The organism is Agromyces ramosus, assembly GCF_030817175.1.
GTDB classification, from domain to species: Bacteria; Actinomycetota; Actinomycetes; order Actinomycetales; family Microbacteriaceae; genus Agromyces; species Agromyces ramosus_A.
Genome location: NZ_JAUSYY010000001.1, coordinates 3,118,819 through 3,138,957, shown reverse-complemented (window position 1 = coordinate 3,138,957; position 20,139 = coordinate 3,118,819). Strand labels below are relative to the sequence as shown.

Here is a 20,139-nt window from a genome sequence, read left to right as displayed (position 1 = left end):
CAGCCGGACTAGACTCTCAGCGGGCCGTGTGCCCGTCATGCCCTCGTCATCAGGGGCGATACACACAGCCAGGGAGGGTTGTTCATGCCAGAGACTTCGGCAGGAACCCTGACCGCACCCGAGAAGCCGGCGAGACAGAGGCCGGGCGGCACGCTGTATCGCGGTCGCGAGGGAATGTGGTCATGGGTGCTGCACCGCATCACCGGTGTCGCGATCTTCTTCTTCCTCCTCGTGCACATCCTCGACACCGCCCTCGTGCGGGTCAGCCCCGAGGCCTACAACGCCGTCATCAGCACCTACCAGACCCCGATCATGGGCCTCGGCGAGGTCGCCCTCGTCGGCGCGATCGTGTTCCACGCATATAACGGACTGCGCATCATCCTCGTCGACTTCTGGTCCTGGGCCACGCGCCACCAGCAGCTGCTGTTCTACATCGTCGTGGCTCTCTGGATCGTCACGATGCTCGCCTTCGTGCCGCGGCACCTCATCAACGTCTTCAGTCACTAAGGAGTCGCGGACATGACTGTCATCGAGGCGCCTCGCAGCCCGGCCCGCCCCGCGCGCAAGCGCGGTGTGAACTGGGAGAAGTGGGGCTGGATCTACATGCGCGCGTCGGGCGTCGTGCTCATCGTGCTCATCTTCGGCCACCTGTTCATGAACCTGATGGTCGGCGATGGCGTGAAGGCCATCGACTTCGGCTTCGTCGGCGGTAAGTGGGCCGACCCGTTCTGGCAGTGGTGGGACGTGCTGATGCTCTGGCTCGCGCTCATCCACGGCGCCAACGGCATGCGCACGATCGTCAACGACTACACGAACCCCGGCACCGTGCAGCGCATCCTCAAGGGGGCCCTGTTCGCCTCGGCAGCGGTGCTCATCATCCTCGGCACGCTCGTCGTCTTCACCTTCGAGCCGTGCCCCGCGGGGGCCCCGGCCGACCTGCTCCCCTCGTTCTGCGCCGCATAGGAGATACGTGAACCCCCAGAACGCCGACGCCGAGACCACGGTCATCGACGGCGTCCACTACCACCAGTTCGACATCGTCATCGTGGGCGCCGGCGGCGCCGGCATGCGCGCGGCCATCGAAGCCGGCCCCGGCGCGAAGACCGCGGTCATCTCCAAGCTCTACCCGACCCGTTCGCACACGGGCGCGGCGCAGGGCGGCATGGCCGCGGCGCTCGCGAACGTCGAGGAAGACAGCTGGGAGTGGCACACCTTCGACACCGTCAAGGGCGGCGACTACCTCGTCGACCAGGACGCGGCCGAGATCCTCGCGAAGGAGGCCATCGACGCGGTCATCGACCTCGAGAACATGGGCCTGCCGTTCAACCGCACGCCCGAGGGCAAGATCGACCAGCGCCGCTTCGGCGGCCACACCCGCGACCACGGCAAGGCGCCCGTTCGCCGGGCCTGCTACGCGGCCGACCGCACGGGTCACATGATCCTGCAGACACTGTTCCAGAACTGCGTGCGACTCGGCATCAACTTCTTCAACGAGTACTACGTGCTCGACCTCGTGATGACCGAGGTCGACGGCGTGAACCAGCCTTCGGGTGTGGTCGCCTACGATCTCGCCTCGGGCGAGCTGCACGTCTTCCAGTCGAAGGCCGTGATCTTCGCCACCGGCGGCTTCGGCAAGATCTACAAGACCACCTCGAATGCGCACACCCTCACGGGCGACGGCGTCGGCATCATCTGGCGCAAGGGCCTTCCGCTCGAGGACATGGAGTTCTTCCAGTTCCACCCGACCGGCCTCGCCGGCCTCGGCATCCTCCTCACCGAAGGCGCCCGCGGCGAGGGCGCGATTCTCCGAAACGCGAGCGGAGAGCGCTTCATGGAGCGCTACGCCCCCACCATCAAGGACCTGGCGCCTCGCGACATCGTCGCCCGATGCATGGTGCAGGAGGTCGCCGAGGGCCGCGGCGCCGGCCCACACAAGGACTACGTGCTCCTCGACTGCACGCACTTGGGCGCCGAGGTGCTCGAGACGAAGCTGCCCGACATCACCGAGTTCGCGCGCACCTACCTCGGGGTCGACCCCGTCTTCGAGCCCGTTCCGGTGATGCCGACCGCGCACTACGCGATGGGCGGCATCCCCACCAACGTCGCCGCCGAGGTGCTCAGCGACAACGCGACCGTCGTGCCCGGTCTCTACGCGGCCGGCGAGTGCGCGTGCGTCTCGGTGCACGGCTCCAACCGCCTCGGCACGAACTCGCTCCTCGACATCAACGTCTTCGGCAAGCGCGCCGGCCGCAACGCGGTCGAATACGTGAAGACGGTCGACTTCACGCCCCTGCCCGACGATCCCGCCGCGGCCGTTCGCGGCATGCTCGAGCAGCTGCGCGACTCGAACGGCACCGAGCGCATCGCCGCCATTCGCAAAGAGCTGCAAGACGAGATGGACAAGAACGCGCAGGTGTTCCGCACCGACGAGTCGCTCGAGCACGTCACGAACGTCATCGCCGGGCTGCGCGCGCGCTACCGCAACGTGGCCGTCCAAGACAAGGGCAAGCGGTTCAACACCGACCTGCTCGAGGCGGTCGAACTCGGCTTCCTGCTCGACCTCGCCGAGGTCGTCGTCTTCTCCGCGCGTAATCGCAAGGAGAGCCGCGGCGGGCACATGCGCGACGACTTCCCCAACCGCGACGACGCGAACTACATGCAGCACACGATGGCCTACCTGTCGGGCGACCCGCACTCCTCGCTCGCCGACGACCACATCCGGCTCGACTGGAAACCGGTCACGATCACGCGCTACCAGCCGATGGAGAGGAAGTACTGACGTGAGCACCGCCATGCTCGAGGCCCAGTCGACGGATGCCGCCATCCAGTCGTTCACCGTTACGTTCCTGATCCGCCGCTTCGATCCCGACATCGACACCGAGCCGCGCTGGCAGGACTTCGACGTCCAGATGTACCCGACCGACCGGGTGCTCGACGCGCTGCACAAGATCAAGTGGGAGCAGGACGGCTCGCTCACGTTCCGTCGCTCCTGCGCACACGGCATCTGCGGGTCCGACGCGATGCGCATCAACGGCCGCAACCGCCTGGCCTGCAAGACGCTCATCAAGGACCTCGACATCTCGAAGCCCATCTACGTGGAGGCCATCAAGGGGCTGCCGCTCGAGAAGGACCTCATCGTCGACATGGAGCCGTTCTTCGCGAGCTTCCGCGAGGTGCAGCCGTTCCTCATTCCCGGTTCGAAGCCGGAGCCCGGCAAGGAGCGCGTGCAGTCGGTCGCGGAGCGCGCGCGCTTCGACGACACGACCAAGTGCATCCTCTGCGCCGCGTGCACGTCGAGCTGCCCCGTGTTCTGGACCGACGGGCAGTACTTCGGCCCCGCGGCCATCGTCAACGCGCACCGGTTCATCTTCGACTCGCGCGACGATGCGGCATCCGTTCGCCTCGACATCCTGAACGACAAGGAGGGCGTCTGGCGCTGCCGCACGACCTTCAACTGCACCGACGCGTGCCCCCGTGGCATCGAGGTCACCAAGGCGATCGCCGAGGTGAAGCAGGCGATCATGCGCGGCAAGCCGTGACGCGAAGCTGACATGAGGAGGGCCGGTGCGGATGCATCGGCCCCTTCCTTATTGTTACGGGCCCCTTCCTTATTGTTAAGGGGCTGCATTGTTCAGGGGCGCCTCGGCTCGTCATCGCGAGCGCGTGGTGAAGGCCCGGGTCGACCGACCCGGGCCCCCACGGCACTCGATTCCTACTGTGCGGTGTCCCCCGCTCGACGGCGCCGGATCATCATCCCGGCGATCAGCATCGCGCCGATCACCAAGAGGCCTGCGCCGCCCCAGAGCAGCGGAACCGTGTCGACACCGGTCCTCGCGACAGCTGCCACGATCACCTTCACGTCGACCTTGTCCTCGGCGCACTCGATGACCGTGTCATCGACGACATCGGCGTCGGACCAGCAGACCTCGCCGACATTCGTGATCAGCGTCGAGGTGCTCGATGGGTTGACGTGCACGCCGAGCACGATGTCCGGCGCCGTCGTGAGGTTGGGCCCGAGCACGCCCAGCAGGTCGCAGTGCAGCACGCCACCGTAGCCGCTGGAGTTCTCACCGGTGACCTCGCAGTTCTCCCAGCGCGGGAACGCGGGAGCCGGGTCGGTGGTGATCGAGTCGACCCGGAGGTTGGCCGGGATCGTGTCGAAGACCTCCACGGGCTCAGCCGCGCCGGTACCGACCGAGGTGACGCTGAGCGTGTACTCGTAGTCGCCGCCGGGAACCGTGGACGCCACGCTCGCGGTCTTCTCGATCTCGAGCTCCGGCGGACGGACGATCGCACAGGTGGGCAGCGCCTGCGGGTACGTGACGAGCACTTCCTGGCTCGGGTTCACCGAGAATGTCACCGTCGCCGGGTTGACCATGTCGCGCCACGGGTAGGTCGGCACCGTCTCGTCGAGGATCAGGTCGAGGTACCGGGTGCCCGGGGTCGGGGGCGTGATCAGGTCCTGCTCGGTGATCGGCCGCCATCCCGGGAACTGGTACGGGATGCCGTTCTCGTCGACTGCGGCACCTGGCCACAACAGCCGCCCGCTCCGCTCATCCCACGGGATCTCGTAGACCTCGACGAGCGGGACGGCGGGGCCGTCGCCATCGGGATCAGCTGAGGTCCACGTGACCGTGATCGGGCCGGGCTCGACGCTGTCGGATACCTGCACGTTGAAGTACAGCCACGGCACGTCGTTCACGCAACGCGGGTAGGCGCCCGCGTCGATGGCCCGCTGTGGCAGCTCCACCTCGTCGCAGTTGTTGGTCGAGATGAGATCCTGCAAGCCCCCCTCCACCGGAGTGATCGCAACGCAGGCCTCGTTCGGGATGTCGTCGAGGTTGACCGGCGGAATGACCGGCGGCGGGTCGTTCGGACCGACCACATCGGGCGCCTCCACCGGTGCGGGCTGGAGCATCCTGACCGGGATGGTGATCGTCGTGACGTCCCCGGGGGCGAACGGTCCGACCCCGTGTGCGGCGAACGCGTTGTCGCCGACCGTCGGCTGCTCGGTCCACGTGCCATCACCGTCGAACGTCGCCGGACCGGTGACCTCGAGCTGCGGGTCGATGGCGTCGGACACGTCGAGGTCGGGAACCGCGAGGGTACCGTTGTTCCGCACCGTGAGCCGGTAGTCGAACTCGTCGCCGGCCTCGACCGAGGTCTCACCCTCGGCGAGCTCGTACTCCTTCTCGAGGCTGACGTCGACCGACTCGGCCGTGTTCTCGATGGTGCACGACGTCAGGTGGCCGAGCTCGACGGTGCCGATGTCACCCACCGCGATCGACCTCGGTCCGCCGTCGAGACCGCACATCCAGTCGCCGGCGAAGTAGTAGGCCAGCAGCGGGTAGTTCTGCTTCGCCTCGCTGATCGCCTCAGCGAGCGAGTAGTCGCCCGTCGGCACGGTGAACACGAGGCCCGCATCACCCTTGACCATCACCTGTGTGATGTTCCCAGTGAGGTTCCAATCGCCTGCCGTCAGCAGGGCGAGCGAGCCCGGCGGCACATTGCCGAGGTCGATCTGGCTGGCGATCGCGGCGAGTGCCGCGTTGTCGACTGTCTTCAGGAGCTGGATGCGCCCGACCGGGATCGTGGCGCAATCGCTCACCTCGGTCACGATCGTGCCGTTCTCGAGGGTCGCCCCGTTGAAGAAGCCCTTACCGCTCGTCGTGGCGACGCAGGTCACGTCGTTGAGCGTGGTGATGTTCACCACGTTCGCGACCACCGTGATGGTGTAGGTATGCACGTCGAGCGGGGCGATCACCTCGTCCTCTGCGAGCACCGTGACGGCATCGCCGTCCCAATCGCTCGTGTCGACGCCGGCGTCGTTGGTCGCCACCGCGCTCACGATCGTCACTCCGACCGGGAACCCGAGTTCGTCTTCGAGATCGTAGAACAAGGGGAGATCGCTCTCGCTCGTCACCACGACTTCGTAGTCAACCTCCCAAGTGCCGAGACCGAGGTTCTCGGGTGAGCCGATCGTCTTCTTCTCGATCACGGCTCGTCCGGGCTCGGCGCAGTCGGTGGCCGGCTGCGGGTCACCGTCTCCGACCGTCAGGAACGCGGTGTTGCGGAATCCGCCCGGCTCAGTATCACCCTCCTGGCACAGCTGCTGGCTCGTCTCGAAGACCTCTTCACCAGCCGTCGCGTTGATGGTGATGATGTAGGTGTCGGCCTCGGATGCCGGGACCGACGCATCGCGCGCCAGGATGAAGTTCCCCGCCTCGGCATCCCAGTCCGCCGCCTCGTCGGAGGGTCCGGTCGCCGACGACTCGTTGATCACGACGCCGACGCCGAAGAACGGCTCGTCGTCGAGGTCGTAGACGAGCGGAGCGACCGGGCTCTGGTTGGCGACCGTCACCTCGTAGACGAGGTCCCAGGTGCCGTCGGCGTTCTGCTCGATCGAAGTGAGGTCCTTCGAGATCTGGCCCGTGGGCGCCACCACGTCGTTCGTCACGTCACACGTGAGGGTGGCACCCGGGGTCGCGACGAACTGGTTGCCCGTCGTTGCGGGGTCGGCGTCGGTGCAGACGACCTGGCCACCCGTCCAGCCCTCGGGGAGCTCGCCCTCGGTCACGGTGTAGACCGTGTCGATCTGGAGATTCGTCCACGTGACACTGCCGTCGACGTCACCGATGCCGCTCACTGTCTGCACAGCAGACGGCAGCACGCCGGTCGACGGCGAGATCGTCAGGTCGAAGTCCCATTCGAAGCCCTCGGGGACGCCCGTCACGTGCTTGGTGACGGTGGCCTGGCCGGGCACGGCGGTGTTGGTGACCGTGCAGCTCAGCGAGAGGCCCGGCGTCACGAGGAACTGGAAGCCAGCAGCCGCGCCCGCGTCGGTGAGGCCCTCGCAGATGATCGCACCCTCGTTCCAGCCGCCGACGTCGCCCTCGGTGAGCGTGTAGGTCTGGCCGACGACGAGGTTGGTCCAGCTGACGCTGGCGTCACCCTGCGTGACGTGCTGGGTCGCGTCCTGTCCGGTCACTGCCGGAGAGATGGTGATCGCGAAGTCGAAGGGGTAGCCCTGCGGCACCCCCGCGACGATCTTGCGCACGGTGACGTCGCCCGCGTCTGGCACGTTGCTGTACGTGCAGGTCACGGTCTGGCCTGCAGCAAGCGTGATCTTGGCCGTTGCGGCCGTGATCTCCACTCCGCCGGTCGGCGAGCAGACGAGGCCCTGAAGCTCCCAGTTCGCCGTCGCCCCCTCGTTGACCGTGTATGTGCCGGGCACGAGCTGCCCGAAGACCTTCGACGGGTCAGCGTCGGTCAGCGTGAACGGCGTCACCACGTCACCGTTGTCGAAGGTGAAGGGGAAGGCCACGCCAGCACCTCCGGGGATCGAACCGACCCCCGGAACCACCTTGTCGATGATGATCGACGACAGCTCGGTGTTGGAGTACACGCACGTGACGGTCTCACCCGGGTCGAGGTCGATGAGCCCCTTGAGCGGAGTGTTCGCGTCAATCGAGGAGCCGTGGTCGGCACCCCCCTGACGGGTCTCGGTGCACGAGACCAGCTCGCCGATGTGGGAGTTCGTCAGCATCTCGGTGACGCTGTAGCTGCCAGCCACGACGTTGTCGTAGGTGTTGGCTCCAGTGCCGCCGCTCGTCGAGACGGCGAAGCTGCCGATCGACGGATCGCCATCCCACGGCCAAGTGCCGGTGAACTGGAAGGCGCCGTCGGCGCCGTCGATGTTCTTGACGATGACGATCTTGCCCTTGGCGGTGTTCGTGATGTCGCACGTGAACACGTCGCCGGCCTGCACGGTGAACCCGCTCTCGGTGACCGCCTGCGCGATATCGCTCCCGGCGTGCTTCACGGTGCAGACGAGGTCGCCCGCGATCCATCCGTCTCCAGGGTTCTTCTCGGCGAGCGAGTACGTCGCGCCGGGCACGAGGTTGGCGAACGTCGTCTCACCCGTGCCTCCGCCGACTGGCGTCTGGATGATCTGCTCGACCGCGGGACCTGCGGGTGCGAGCGGCGTCAGCACGAAGGTGAACGAGCCGCTCGCGCCGACCGAGGTCTTCGTGATCTTCGCCGATGCGGCGATCGCGGTGTTCAGCACCGTGCAGCTCAGCGTGAAACCGGGCGTGACGACGAATTGATCGCCGGGCAGCTGCGCATTCGAGTCGGGTCCGCACTCGACGACTCCGCCGGTCCAGCCGGCCGGGAGGGCTTCGGTGATCGTGTACTCCTCACCGACGACGAGGTTCGACCAGGTCACGGTGTCGCTAGCGTTACCGATGCCCGAAACCGTCTGAGTTGCGCTCGGGTCGACTTCGTCGGCCGGGTCAATCGTGAGGTCGAACTCCCAGGCCGTGCCGGCGGCGACGCCCGCGACGGTCTTCGTGACGCTGACCTCGCCGGGTTCGGCGTCGTTGGTCACCGCGCATGTGAGCGAGAGGCCCGGGGTGACGGTGAACTGGAAGCCCGCGGCATCCGACTCATCCTGGATGCCCGTGCACGTGATCGTGCCTTCGTCCCAGCCGTGGAGGTCACCCTCGGTGAGGGTGTACTGCGTGCCGACGTTCAGGTCCTTCCACTCGACGATCGGCTGCTCATCCGTGGCGTCGATGGTGCCCTGCTGGCCACCGGGAACGGGAGTGATCGAGATCGGGAACGACCAGTCGTATCCGGCGGGAACCCCGGTGACCTTCTTCTCGACGGTCACGCGTCCCTTGGTCGCCGCGTTGAGCACGGTGCAGGTGACCGTCTCCCCGGGGTCGAGGGTGAGGTTGATCGGCGAATCCGTGGTCGGGGTCTCACCCGTGCAGGTCATGCTCGTGACATCCCAGCCGTCGAGCGCCGCCTCGGTCAGGGTGTACGCACCGGGCTTGACCTGGTTGAACTCAGCGGACTCGCCGTCGGCGAGGTTGAAGTCGGGCTGGCCGGTCAGCGTGAAGTCGAACTCGGTCGACGACCCGTCGGGGTTCGTCTGCTTCGTGACGATGATGTTGCCGCGTTGCGTGTTCGTGTAGGTGCAGGTGACGAGCTCGCCCGGTTCGAGGTTGATCGTTGCGACACCCGTGGCCATGTCACCGGTCGACGCGACGCCGGTCGCATCGTCGGTGCAGCTGAGCCCAGTGAGGTCGTATGCCGGTGCCGGCGTGGTCTCGGTCACGGTGTAGATGCCGGCCGGAACGCTCGTGTAATCCTTCGAGCCGGTCTTGCCGTCGCCGGTCGTGGTGATCGAGAACGGGCCGCCGGGGACGGTGGTGGTGAAGTCGAAGGTGCCGTTCGCACCCGCGACATTCTTGATGATCTTGATCGCGCCGTCCTGCTGGTTCGTGAACGTGCAGTTCGTGATCTGCCCGGCCACGGTCGTCACGACGGCGGTGCCGGTCGCGAGGTTGGTGGTCGCAGGCTGGTCGCACACGAGCCCGGTCAGGTGCCAGGCCGGCGTGCCGGCCTCGGCGATCTCGTTGATCGTGACGCTGGATCCGGGCACGAAGTACGTGACGGCAGAGCTCTGGCCGCCGGCGACCTGGACGGGCGTGCCGTTCACGGTGAAGTCGAACGCGGTCGCGTCGCCCTGGGCGACCTTCGTGATCTTGACGCCGGAGGTGGCGTTGGTGATCACACACGTGGTGTTCGCGCCGATGTAGAGCTTGAACGGCTGGTTCGTGTACGTCTCGAGCTGGTTGGTCGAGGGGTTCGTCACGGTGCACACGGTCGACTGGTGCGCCCAAGGCTGCCCGGCGTCGACGGTCTCCGCCAGCTGGTAGTCATTGCCGGCGAAGACGTTGCCCCAATTGTGGGTGTCGCCGACGCCGATGGGCGCGACGATCGCGTTGTTGTTCCCCTGCGGGAGCACGGGGCCGGTGAGGGTGCCGTCGTGCACGAGGCCGCCGCCGGTGCGGTTGACCGTGTAGTCGAAGACGTCGCCCGAGGTGGCGTCGGCCGGGTTGGCGACCTTCTTGACGACGAGGCCGCCGCAGTTGCTGAGGGTGATCGGGGCGTCGGCGACGAGGATGTCCTTGAGCGTCGCCGGTCCGCCCTCACCGGTCTTGGTGATGAACCCCGAGTCGAGGAAGGTTCGACACGCGCCGCCGCTCGGGAGCAGCCCCGACGCCGTGAGGTCGATCGCGAGCTCACCGAACGTCGCGGCATTGCCGGTCGTGTTCGTGTCGGTGTTCTTGCCCACTGCCGCCTGGTAGACCACCGTCGCGCCTGTGGGCTCCCACGAGTTGCCGTCCCAGCCCAGGACCCTGACCGATGTCGACCCGCCGCCGCCGGAGTTGTAGTTGAACTCGATGAGGTAGTCGTCGGCGCGACCGGCGGCCGGCCCCTCGAATACCTCGTACGAGGTCATGTCGCCACTGCCGGAGTACCGCGTCCAGTAGGCGTAGAAGATCGTGTGCTGCACGCCGTCGTCGGTGACGACTTCGTAGGCCGAGCCGCCGGTACAGGCATCGCCCTTGTCGTTCGCCGTCCCGACCGTCTGCGGCCAGCTCGGATCGTCGAGCTTCGTGCTGCTGACGAAGATGTCGTCGGTGCCGAGGTTCACGCCGCAGACTCCCGGTGATCCCTGCGTCGTGCCGTCGTCCCACGTGCGCTGCGCCGTGATGATGCCGGTCGACTGGTCGCCCGACGCGGTGACGTAGGGCGGCTTCGGGGTCGACCCGATCACACCCTGCCAGTCGTTCGCGCCGGCGGTGTTCCCGTCGATCTCGAACGACGTCTGAATCGGTCCGAGCGTGGCGGCAGAGGCCGACTGCGCCGGCGCGAGCGTCGCGACGACGATGCCGCCTGACGCGAGCAACGCCGTGATGGCGACCGAGCTGAGCAGCTTGCGCCTGGCGCGTCTGGCCTCCAGCCGCCACGACCGGGTACCGGTCAGTGCGTCGAGGGTGCGGGCATGGCGTCGCGAAACAGTCATTATCAGCCTTCGGGTTACGGGGCGTGAACAACGCCCTGGCTGTACTCAGCCCGCCGGGTAGTGCGGGCTCGAATCCGCGGGTAAACGGACTCAAGCGAATACTTGCACCGGCACCCCAATGCGAGGAACCCTCGCGTTGGACCCAAAACGGGGGTCGTTTGGTTACGAAAGCGACACGCTCAAGCCCTGCCGACCCGCAGATGGGGTACACGAATGCCGCGGCCGACACGCGGCCGCGGCATCCGTCGTGCGATCCTCATCGCACGCTCAGGCGGTTCATCCCATCGATCGACGACGGGCTGCGACGCCCAGCCCGGCAGCTCCCAGCAGCAGCAGCGCCGCGGCGAACGGCAGCAGCCCACTGGTCTCGACGCCCGTGGATGCGAGCCCGGTCGGCGTCGTCGGCGTCGAGGCGGGCTTCGCCTGGTTGGGCGGCGGCGCCGCGTTGCAGTTGGGCGTCGGCGGCGGGTACACCGCGATGGCGTCGGTCGACGGGTTGATGCGGATCTCGACGACCGCCTCGGCGCGCAGGTCGTAGAACGGCGCACTGGGGTCGAGGATCCACGTGCCGTCGGGCAGCAGCGTCCAGCCGGGCCAGTCCGTCGGGTTGCCCTGGGCGTCGACCGCCGCTCCCGGCCAGAGCTGCTCGTCGGAGATCGTCACGCCGCTCGACCAACCGGCCGGGTAGGCGATCGGATCGACCTGCGAGGCACCATCGGCGAGGATCGCCGCGATGTCACCGGCCGGGAGCGACGGGTCACGAGCGGCGAAGGCCTCGGGCGTCCACCAGATCAGCACGATCGGGTTGGCGGCGGGGTCGTCGATGTTGAACGGCGTGATGGCGTAGCTGAACAACGGGGTGTCGTTCTTGCAGATCGCCTGGCCGTCGAGGGCGATCGACTTCACCGGATGGTCGACGACGCACGGTCCGTTCGCATCCTCGCCGCCGGGCGGGCACTCGCCGCCCTCGGACGGCTCGACCACGTTGTGGAGCAGCTCGCCCACGACGTCCTCGCCGACCTCGACGGTGTACCAGGTCTGCACCGCCTCACCCGGTTCGAGGGTCGGCAGCGTCCACGTCAGCACGTTGCCGACCGGGCCGGTGAGACCGGGACCGAGCTCGAGGAGCGTTGCGTTGTCGAGCACGTCGGCGACGTTGTCGAAGGCTTGCGCTCCCGTGACCGTCGCCTCCGAGGTGTTCTCGGCGTCGAGGTAGTACGTGATCACGTCACCGGCCTCGACCGTCTCGCCGTCGGTCGGGTCGGAGCTCTTGATGAGCTCCCATCCCGGCACAAGGGGCGGGGGGCATGCTTCGAGCACGATCGTGACGGTGCGATCCTCATCGGGATCGGCCCCGACACGGTGGAGTGTGACGTCGTACGCTCCCGGCGGCAACGGCTCGAAGTCACCGTCGAACGTGCCGGTCGCGGCCTCGAATGTGAGCTCAGCGACGACGTCGTCCGTGCCGGACACGTAGACCGTCAACTCGTAATCGAAGCTGATCACGACGCCGGACACCGTGACGTGCAGCAGGCGCGTCACCGCTCCGGCGGGCGGGCACGGCACCACCGAGAGCTGCAGCGCCGGTTCGGGCAGGTCGCAGTCGTTCTCGAAGATCGGCAGCAGGTGGAGGTTCAAGCCCGGGAAGTGGTGCTCGACACCCTCTTTGTCGAAGTAGTCGAACGCGGGGATGATGTCGCCGAAGTCCTGGTGCTCCGAGTGCGCGTGCGACGGGTCGGTCGGGTCCTCGGGGTCACCGTTCGGGTCGATGATCGAGCGCACGCTCGGACTGATCGACACGTACGGGTTCGATTCGCTCGAGGTGGCGTGGCAGATGGCGACCTTGTCCTTCCACGCGGGGATCGTGGTCACCGGCGGTCCGCCGTTCCCGTCGGCCGTGTCGAGTGCCAACCTGGCGGCCGCCGTGACCGGCTCGGGTGCGGGCTCCGGCGAGGAAGCCTCGGACACGACCGGATCGACCGGCGGACCTGCGGGCGGATCGCCCGATGGTTCGGCCACGGCGGGTTCCGCGACCGGCTCGACGACCGGTTCGACGACCGGTTCGGCGACCGGCTCGGCGGGCGGTGGCGCCTCGGGATCCGTCGTCGCGACCTCGGCGGGTGCGACGACGGTGGTGTCGGCGGGGGCAGCGGCGAGCTCGTCGGCTGCGGCGACCGTCGGCGCTCCGAAGAGCACGAGGGCGCCGACGACGAAGCCGGCGACGGTGGCGGTGACGCCCGCTCGCGGACGAAGCCGTTCGGATCGGATGGCGTGGTGGGCAGGACTGTATCGATGCATGACAGCTCCAAATTCGGGTTGGGAGCCGGCTCGGGTAAACCGGGTCAGCGGTGCCAGTGTGCGCTGGGGAATCTGCGATCGGCAAGAATTCCCCGGGTTTTTCCCCCCGAAGACGGGCCACCACTCTGACGGGCCACCACTGCTCGTCAGCGCTGGGAGACGACACACGGATGCCGCAGCCGAACGTTCGGCTGCGGCATCCGTCATGCGATCCTCATCGCACTCTCAGGCGGTTCATCCCATCGATCGACGACGGGCTGCGAACGCCGATCCGGCTGCGCCGAGCAGGACCAGCGCGGCGCCGAGTGGCATCAGCCCACCGGTCTCGACACCCGACTCGGCGAGCCGGACCGGGGTCACCGGGGCGGCCTTCGCGGGGGCCGGCGGCGGTGGCGTCGGCTTCACCGGGTGATCGACGACGCACGGACCGTTCGCATCCGCGCCACCCACGGGGCACTCGCCGCCTTGCGACGGCACGACCACGTTGTGGAGCAGCTGCCCGCCCGAGTTCGCGTCGACCCTGACCTGGTAGGTGACCGAGGCGGTCTCTCCCGGGTCGAGGTCGGGGATGCTCCACGTGAGCACGCCGCCGACCGGGCCGGTGAGACCAGCGGGCAGTGGCAGCAGCAACGTGGCGTCATCGAGCACGTCGGAGATATCGTCGAACGCCTGCGCGCCAATGACGACCGCCTGCGACGTGTTCTCTGCCGTGAGGGTGTAGCTCACGATGTCGCCCGGCATCACCGTCGCCCCGTCAGCGGGGACGGAGCTCTTCATGAGCTCCCACCCGGGGACTGGAGGCGGCGGCGGCGGGCACTCCGCGATCGTGACGACGGCCGTGCGAACGGTCACCCCTTCGCGTTCCAGGCGCACGAGATACTCACCCGGTGGCAGTGCTGCGAGCTCACCGTTGAAGACCGCGCCGGTCGGCGTGATCGACAGCGATGCCACCTCCTCGTCGTCCCCGACCCGGAACACCCTCAACTCATAGTCGAAGGTGACGAGCAGACCCGAGAGCGAGACGTTCAGCGCGGGCGTGGGATCGCCCCCAGGCGGGCACACGACCGAGAGCTGCACCGTCGGCACAGGAGCCCCGCACTCGTTCTCGAGGATGTCGATGAGATCGAGGTTCAGCCCCGGGAAGTGCTGCGGATTGCCTTCCGAGTCGAGGTAGTCGAACGCCGGGATGATGTCGCCGGCGTCCTGGTGCACGGCGTGCGCCTGGCCACCGTGGAACGGGTCACCCGGGTCGCCGACCGGGGAGATGATCGAACGCACACTCGGGTTGATGAACACGTACGGGTTCGATTCACTCGAGGTGGCGTGACAGATCGCGACATGGTCGTTCAACCCGGTTTGGATCGGCGGTCCGCCCGGGTCCTCCGCGACGGCAACCGTTTGGGCCGCGAGGGCGGGCTCGGGCTCGGGCGCTACTGCCTCGATCGGCTCGGCCGATTCGGCGACCGGCTCGGCAGGCGGCTCGGGCACGGGCTCGACAGGCGGCTCGGCCACCGGCTCGGCAGGTGGTTCGGCCACCGGCTCGGCAGGTGGTTCGGCTACCGGCTCGGCAGGCGGCTCAGGAGCCGTCTCGGGCGGCGGCGGCGCCTCGGGTTCCGTCGCCTCGCCCTCCGCGGGCGCGACGGCAGTGACCTCGGCGGTCGGGACGGCGGCGAGATCGTCGGCAGCGACGACCGCCGGTGCTCCGAAGAGCACGAGCGCGCCGGCGACGATGCCGGCGAGCATTGCGATGACGCCCGCGCGTGGGCGAACCCGGTCTGGTGGGTCGGCGCGGTGGGCAGGGTTGTGGGTATGCATGACAGCTCCAAATTTCGGGTTGGGAGCCGGCTCGGGTATGCCGGGTCAGCACTTTCAGTGTGCTCGCGCACGAAGAGCCTTCTCAATGCAGGCACCACGGCTTGACAAGTCGATGCCCGGCGTGCCATCGTTCGCTCGCTTCGATCACCAGGGTGGAATCGTGAGCGCGCGCACCTCCGCTGGGCATCGGGGAAGCAGGCGCAACGACGCCGCTCCCGACCGCCACCCGCCACCGCCTGAAGACCCGCTCGACCTCGATGGCGCGGTCCGTTCGCCCATCGCGCGGGCGAGCGACCTCACGCACAAGAGCATGACGCTCTTCCCGTGCGGGTGTCGGCTGCGCAGGTGCGCGTGCGAGAGGCGCAAGACGACCTCGGCGCTTCGAACTGGATGATGCGGCTTCCGGCCCGTCGACGCCTCGCGCTCGCCGAGCAGGAGCTCGCGTTCCTCGAGGCCTCCGTCGCCGCTGCGACCGCGCGAACCGACGTCGGAGGGCTCCCGTAGGATCGGATGCATGCCCCCAGCGAAACCCCTCCGTCTCGCCAGCGTCAACGTCAACGGAGTGCGCGCCGCGTTCCGCAAGGGCATGGGCGACTGGCTGGCCGGGCGCAACGTCGACATCCTCGCCCTCCAAGAGGTGCGGGCCTCGGCCGAAGATCTCCAATCGCTGCTCGGCGACGAGTGGGACATCCTGCACGACCCGGCTACGGCGAAGGGTCGCGCCGGTGTCGCCATCGCGAGCCGCAACCGTGCGAGCATCCACCGGGTCGAGCTCGGCGCCGCCGACTTCGACAGCGCGGGGCGCTGGCTCGAGGCCGACTACGAGGTCGGCGACCGCGTCATCACGGTCGTCTCCGCATACGTGCACTCCGGTGTCGCCGACACCCCCAAGCAGGTCGAGAAGTACAAATTCCTCGATGCGATGCAAGAGCGGATGCCCCGGCTCGCCGAGCACAGCGAGTTCGCGGTCATCGTGGGCGACCTCAACGTGGGCCATCGCACGCTCGACATCAAGAACTGGAAGGGCAACGTGAAGCGCGCAGGGTTCCTCCCCGAAGAACGCGCGTACTTCGATCGGTTCGTCGGCGCCGAAGACGACGAGGCGTACAACGCCGGCGCCGGCCTCGGGTGGGTCGACATCGGCCGGCGCTTCGCGGGCGAGGTGCCCGGCCCGTACACGTGGTGGTCGCAGCGCGGCAAGGCGTTCGACACCGACACCGGCTGGCGCATCGACTATCAGCTCGCCACTCCGGCACTGGCGGCCACGGTGGTCTCGTACTCCATCGACCGTGCCGACGCGTGGGACGCGCGATGGTCCGACCACGCGCCCGTCGTCGTCGACTACGCCATCTGACCGGTCGCCCGCCACCGCCGGCATCCATGAACGCGAGGATCCACCAGACATGAACGCTTCCCGCCCCGTCGTCTTCTCGGGCATGCAGCCCTCGAGCGACTCGCTGCACCTCGGCAACTACCTCGGCGCCCTCGTCAACTGGGTCGCGCTGCAAGACGACTACGACCCCATCTACTGCGTCGTCGACCTGCACGCCATCACGGTGCAGCAAGATCCGGTGGCATTGCACGACAACGTCCGGCGCACCGCCGCGCAGTACCTCGCGGCCGGGGTCGACCTCGAACGCTCCACGCTGTTCGTGCAGTCGCACGTGCCCGCGCACACCGAGCTGGCCTGGGTGCTCGGCACCATGACGGGGTTCGGCGAGGCGAACCGCATGACCCAGTTCAAGGACAAGTCGGCCAAGCAGGGCGCCGACGCCACCACGGTCGGGCTGTTCACGTATCCCGTGCTGATGGCCGCCGACATCCTCCTCTACGGCACGCACCTCGTGCCGGTGGGCGATGACCAGCGCCAGCACCTCGAGCTCACCCGCGACCTCGCGGCGCGCTTCAACTCCCGCTACGGCGACACCTTCGCGGTGCCCGAGGCGCTCATCCCGAAGGAGTCGGCGCGCATCTACGACCTGCAGGAGCCGACCGCCAAGATGTCGAAGTCCTCGGCGTCCGAGGCGGGGCTCGTGAAGCTGCTCGACGACCCGGCGATCACAGCGAAGAAGATCAAGAGCGCGGTCACCGACACCGAGCGTGAGATCCGCTACGACCCGAGCGCGAAGCCCGGCATCTCCAACCTGCTCGACATCTACGCCGCCATCACCGGCACGAGCATCACGGCGCTCGAGGCCGAATACGCGGGGCGCGGCTACGGCGACCTGAAGAAGGAGCTCGCCGAGGTGGTCGTCGACGCGCTCGCCCCGATCCGTGCCCGCACGCTCGAACTCATGGAAGACCCGGCCGAGCTCGACCGACTCCTGACGATCGGTGCCGACAAGGCCGCCGACCGGGCCGAACGAGTGCTTCGCGAGGTCTACGATCGCGTCGGGTTCGTGCGACGGGGCTGACATGCCCACCCCCCGGCGCAGCGGCCCCGCCCGTTCACATTCCAGAAGTCGCATGTTCCTGTGAGCCGCCCATCATGACCATGCGAGAGTCGGCACCGATCGTGCTCTTCGACCTCGACGACACCCTCTTGGCGCATCGCGAGGCGGTCGAACGCGGTATTCTGCTGCACATGCGTGAACGTGCATACAGCGGCGAGGCGCTCGCATCGCAGCGCTTCTGGTATGACCTCGAAGAGGAGCACTACCACGCCTATCTCGCCGGTCACCTGACGTTCGAACAGCAGCGGCGCGCCCGGGCGCGGGCGTTCGCGATCGCACACGGCGACGAGCTCGACGAGGCGGCGGCGGGCGCCTGGTTCGCCCGCTACTTCGAGCACTACCGCGAGTCATGGGCACTGCACGACGACGCCATCCCGGCGCTCGACGCACTCGCCGACGCGCTCCCCCGCGTCCGGCTCGGCGTCATCACGAACGGCGAGCTCGACTACCAGACGGCGAAGCTCCAACGACTCGGCATCCTCGACCGGTTCGAGCACGTCATCGCCTCCGGTGAGGTCGGCGTGACGAAACCCGACGAGCGCATCTTCCGGGTCGCGCTCGAGCGCTTCGGAGGCGATGCCCACGCGACGCCCGCCGCGTACGTCGGCGACCGGCTCGTCACCGACGCCGTCGGCGCGGCGGCGGCCGGGCTCATCGGCGTGTGGCTGCACCGCCCGGGTGCGCCGAGCGGTGCCGGCGAATCGGGCGAGGCCGAGGCATCCGGAGTGCACGAGATCGCGGGCCTCGCCGAACTCGCACCGCTTCTCGCCGAGCAACTCGACCGCTGACCGACCGAACGAGCCGGGCGCACCCCCATGCACCCGGCTCGCGATCCCCACCGTACCTGCGGTGAGCCCCGTTCGACGTCGACAAGCCGTCGACCGGTCGAGCGTCGTCGAGACCGTGCTCCTCCACAGCGCGAATGCGGTCAGACGAGCGCGGCGGATGCCTCGAGCACCACGCCGTGACGCTCGAGAAGGAGGGTCCGCGTGGCCGCGACCTCGGCGCGGCGCCGCTCGGCATCCCAGCCGAGCTCATCGCCCACGAGCGTCGCCAGCTCGTCGAGGAGGGGCGTCGTGATGCTGCCCGTGAACGCCATGCTCGTGCGTCGCAGCACGAGGTCGGCGAGGTGCACGACACGCTCGGTGCGGGCGAGCCATCGCACCTCGAGCACGCTGTAGCCGTGGTGGTTCACGAGCGGGGCATCCGTCTCGCCCTCGATCTGGGAGAGGAAGACCTCCGCCCGCGTGCCGTACCGCTCGAGCAGTTGCGCCGCGCGATCGCGGCCGACCTCGTCACCGTGCGAGGCGAGCCAGACGCGGCGGGCGTCGTCGGTCGCGGGGTACCGCGCGCCGCCACCGATGGCGAGTCCCCTCGTCGAGACCGTGCGAGCACGGCCGAGCAGCTCGAGCACCTCGTCGGCGAGGTGTTCGGCGAGTGCGCGGAAGGTCGTCCACTTGCCGCCGACGAGGCTGAGCAGGGTCGTGCCCGGGCGGGCCCCGATCTCGCTCCGCTCGATGCGATAGTCGCGGGAGACGAACCCGGGTTGCGTGTCGTCGTGGCGAGGGAGCGGCCGCACTCCGGCGAAGCGGTACACGATCTGCGACCGGTCGACGCCGATGGCCGGGAAGACGTGCGCGATGAGCTCGAAGAAGTAGTCGACCTCGGCCTCGGTGCAGATCGCGGGCTCGCGCATATCGTGCTCGAGGTCCGTCGTGCCCACCATCACGCGGCCCTGGAGCGGGTAGATCAGGACGATGCGGCCGTCGTCGTGCTCGAAGAAGATCTCCCGGCCGCCGGTCGCGGCGAGCAGCTCGGGGTGGTCGAGCACGATGTGCGAGCCCTTCGTTCCTCCCATGTAGCTCGTCGGCCGGCCGAGGCTCTCGTTCGTGACATCGGCCCATGGCCCTGACGTGTTGACGATCACGTCGGCGGCGATGGCGAACTCGTCACCGGTGACCGCGTCGCGCAGACGCACGCCCGCGGCATCCAGGCCCACCGCTTCGAGGTGGTTGGCGGCCCGCGCGCGCGGACCAGCGGCGAGGCCGTCGAAGAGCACGTCGAGGGCGAGCCGCTCGGGATCGTGCATGCTCGCGTCGAAGTACGTCGCCGTGTACTTCACGTCGGGGTTCAGTGCGGGCAGCTCGGCCAGCGAACGCTTCGCCCCGTGGAAGCGGTGGCGCGGCACCTGGCCACCGTCGCGTGAGAACGCGTCGTAGATCGTGAGCCCGGTCTTGATGAGCGCGGCGCCACGCTCGGTCGGCTTGCCCGGCTGGTGGGTGAGGAACCGCAGCGGTGCGGAGAGGATGCCCGAGAACGTGGAGAAGATCGGCACCGTGGTCTCGAGGGGCTTCACGTAGTGCGGTGCGATGCGAAGCAGGCCGTTGCGCTCTTCGACCGACTCCTTCACGAGCCTGAACTCGCCGTTCTCGAGATAGCGGATGCCGCCGTGGATCATGTGCGACGAGGCCGACGAGGCGCCCGACACGAAGTCGTCGCGCTCGACGAGCACGACGTCGACACCCTGCAGCGCGAGGTCGCGGAAGGTGGCGATGCCGTTGATGCCGCCGCCGATCACGAGCACCTCGGCACTCGGCCGGTCGCGGAGCGCCGCGACATCCGCTCGGGTGCTCCGGCCGGGCTCGTGCTCCCGACGTCGCTTGGGGGTGGTCTGCTGCGGAGACATCGCGT

The 20,139-nt window shown here is 68.2% G+C and carries 12 protein-coding genes; 8 read left to right on the top strand and 4 right to left on the bottom strand.

Annotated features, from left to right (window positions below):
• Positions 1-84 precede the first annotated feature (84 nt).
• From sdhC to QFZ26_RS14665, 4 genes are read left to right on the top strand one after another with little or no spacing between them, the layout of a single operon-like run.
• Positions 85-507, top strand: a complete 423-nt coding sequence (sdhC, locus tag QFZ26_RS14680; RefSeq protein WP_307043374.1) for a succinate dehydrogenase, cytochrome b556 subunit — start codon at positions 85-87, stop codon at positions 505-507.
• A gap of 12 nt (positions 508-519) precedes the next feature.
• Complete coding sequence (locus QFZ26_RS14675; protein WP_307043372.1) at positions 520-963, top strand: succinate dehydrogenase hydrophobic membrane anchor subunit; 444 nt, start codon at positions 520-522, stop codon at positions 961-963.
• A 7-nt stretch (positions 964-970) separates the two neighbouring features.
• A complete protein-coding gene (gene sdhA, locus QFZ26_RS14670; protein WP_307043370.1) occupies positions 971-2,779 on the top strand; it encodes a succinate dehydrogenase flavoprotein subunit in 1,809 nt (602 codons plus the stop codon).
• Position 2,780: 1 nt separating this feature from the next.
• Positions 2,781-3,539 carry a succinate dehydrogenase iron-sulfur subunit gene (locus tag QFZ26_RS14665; protein WP_307043367.1) on the top strand — a complete coding sequence of 253 codons (759 nt, stop codon included), beginning with the start codon at positions 2,781-2,783 and terminating at the stop codon, positions 3,537-3,539.
• Positions 3,540-3,712: 173 nt separating this feature from the next.
• On the opposite strand, the gene QFZ26_RS14660 is transcribed toward QFZ26_RS14665, so the two are convergent.
• The 3 genes from QFZ26_RS14660 to QFZ26_RS14650 form a co-directional block, all read right to left on the bottom strand.
• A complete protein-coding gene (locus QFZ26_RS14660; RefSeq protein ID WP_307043365.1) occupies positions 3,713-10,882 on the bottom strand; it encodes a prealbumin-like fold domain-containing protein in 7,170 nt (2,389 codons plus the stop codon).
• Positions 10,883-11,158: 276 nt separating this feature from the next.
• A complete protein-coding gene (locus tag QFZ26_RS14655; protein WP_307043363.1) occupies positions 11,159-13,180 on the bottom strand; it encodes a DUF7927 domain-containing protein in 2,022 nt (673 codons plus the stop codon).
• Between the two features lie 234 nt (positions 13,181-13,414).
• Entirely contained in the window at positions 13,415-14,995 is a 1,581-nt protein-coding gene (locus QFZ26_RS14650) for a DUF7927 domain-containing protein (RefSeq protein WP_307043361.1), read from the bottom strand.
• A 324-nt stretch (positions 14,996-15,319) separates the two neighbouring features.
• Between QFZ26_RS14650 and QFZ26_RS14645 the strand changes: the two genes are divergently transcribed.
• The 4 genes from QFZ26_RS14645 (at position 15,320) to QFZ26_RS14630 (ending at position 18,236) form a co-directional block, all read left to right on the top strand.
• Positions 15,320-15,499, top strand: a complete 180-nt coding sequence (locus tag QFZ26_RS14645) for a hypothetical protein (protein WP_307043359.1) — start codon at positions 15,320-15,322, stop codon at positions 15,497-15,499.
• A 10-nt stretch (positions 15,500-15,509) separates the two neighbouring features.
• Positions 15,510-16,349: an exodeoxyribonuclease III gene (locus QFZ26_RS14640; RefSeq protein ID WP_307043357.1), complete on the top strand. Its 840-nt coding sequence runs from the start codon at positions 15,510-15,512 to the stop codon at positions 16,347-16,349.
• A 49-nt stretch (positions 16,350-16,398) separates the two neighbouring features.
• A complete protein-coding gene (gene trpS / locus QFZ26_RS14635) occupies positions 16,399-17,409 on the top strand; it encodes a tryptophan--tRNA ligase (RefSeq protein WP_307043355.1) in 1,011 nt (336 codons plus the stop codon).
• Positions 17,410-17,483: 74 nt separating this feature from the next.
• Positions 17,484-18,236, top strand: a complete 753-nt coding sequence (locus QFZ26_RS14630) for an HAD family hydrolase (RefSeq protein WP_307043353.1) — start codon at positions 17,484-17,486, stop codon at positions 18,234-18,236.
• A 140-nt stretch (positions 18,237-18,376) separates the two neighbouring features.
• Here the strand turns inward: QFZ26_RS14630 and QFZ26_RS14625 are convergent, their stop codons facing one another.
• A complete protein-coding gene (locus QFZ26_RS14625) occupies positions 18,377-20,134 on the bottom strand; it encodes a glycerol-3-phosphate dehydrogenase/oxidase (RefSeq protein WP_307043351.1) in 1,758 nt (585 codons plus the stop codon).
• Between the last annotated feature and the right edge of the window lie 5 nt (positions 20,135-20,139).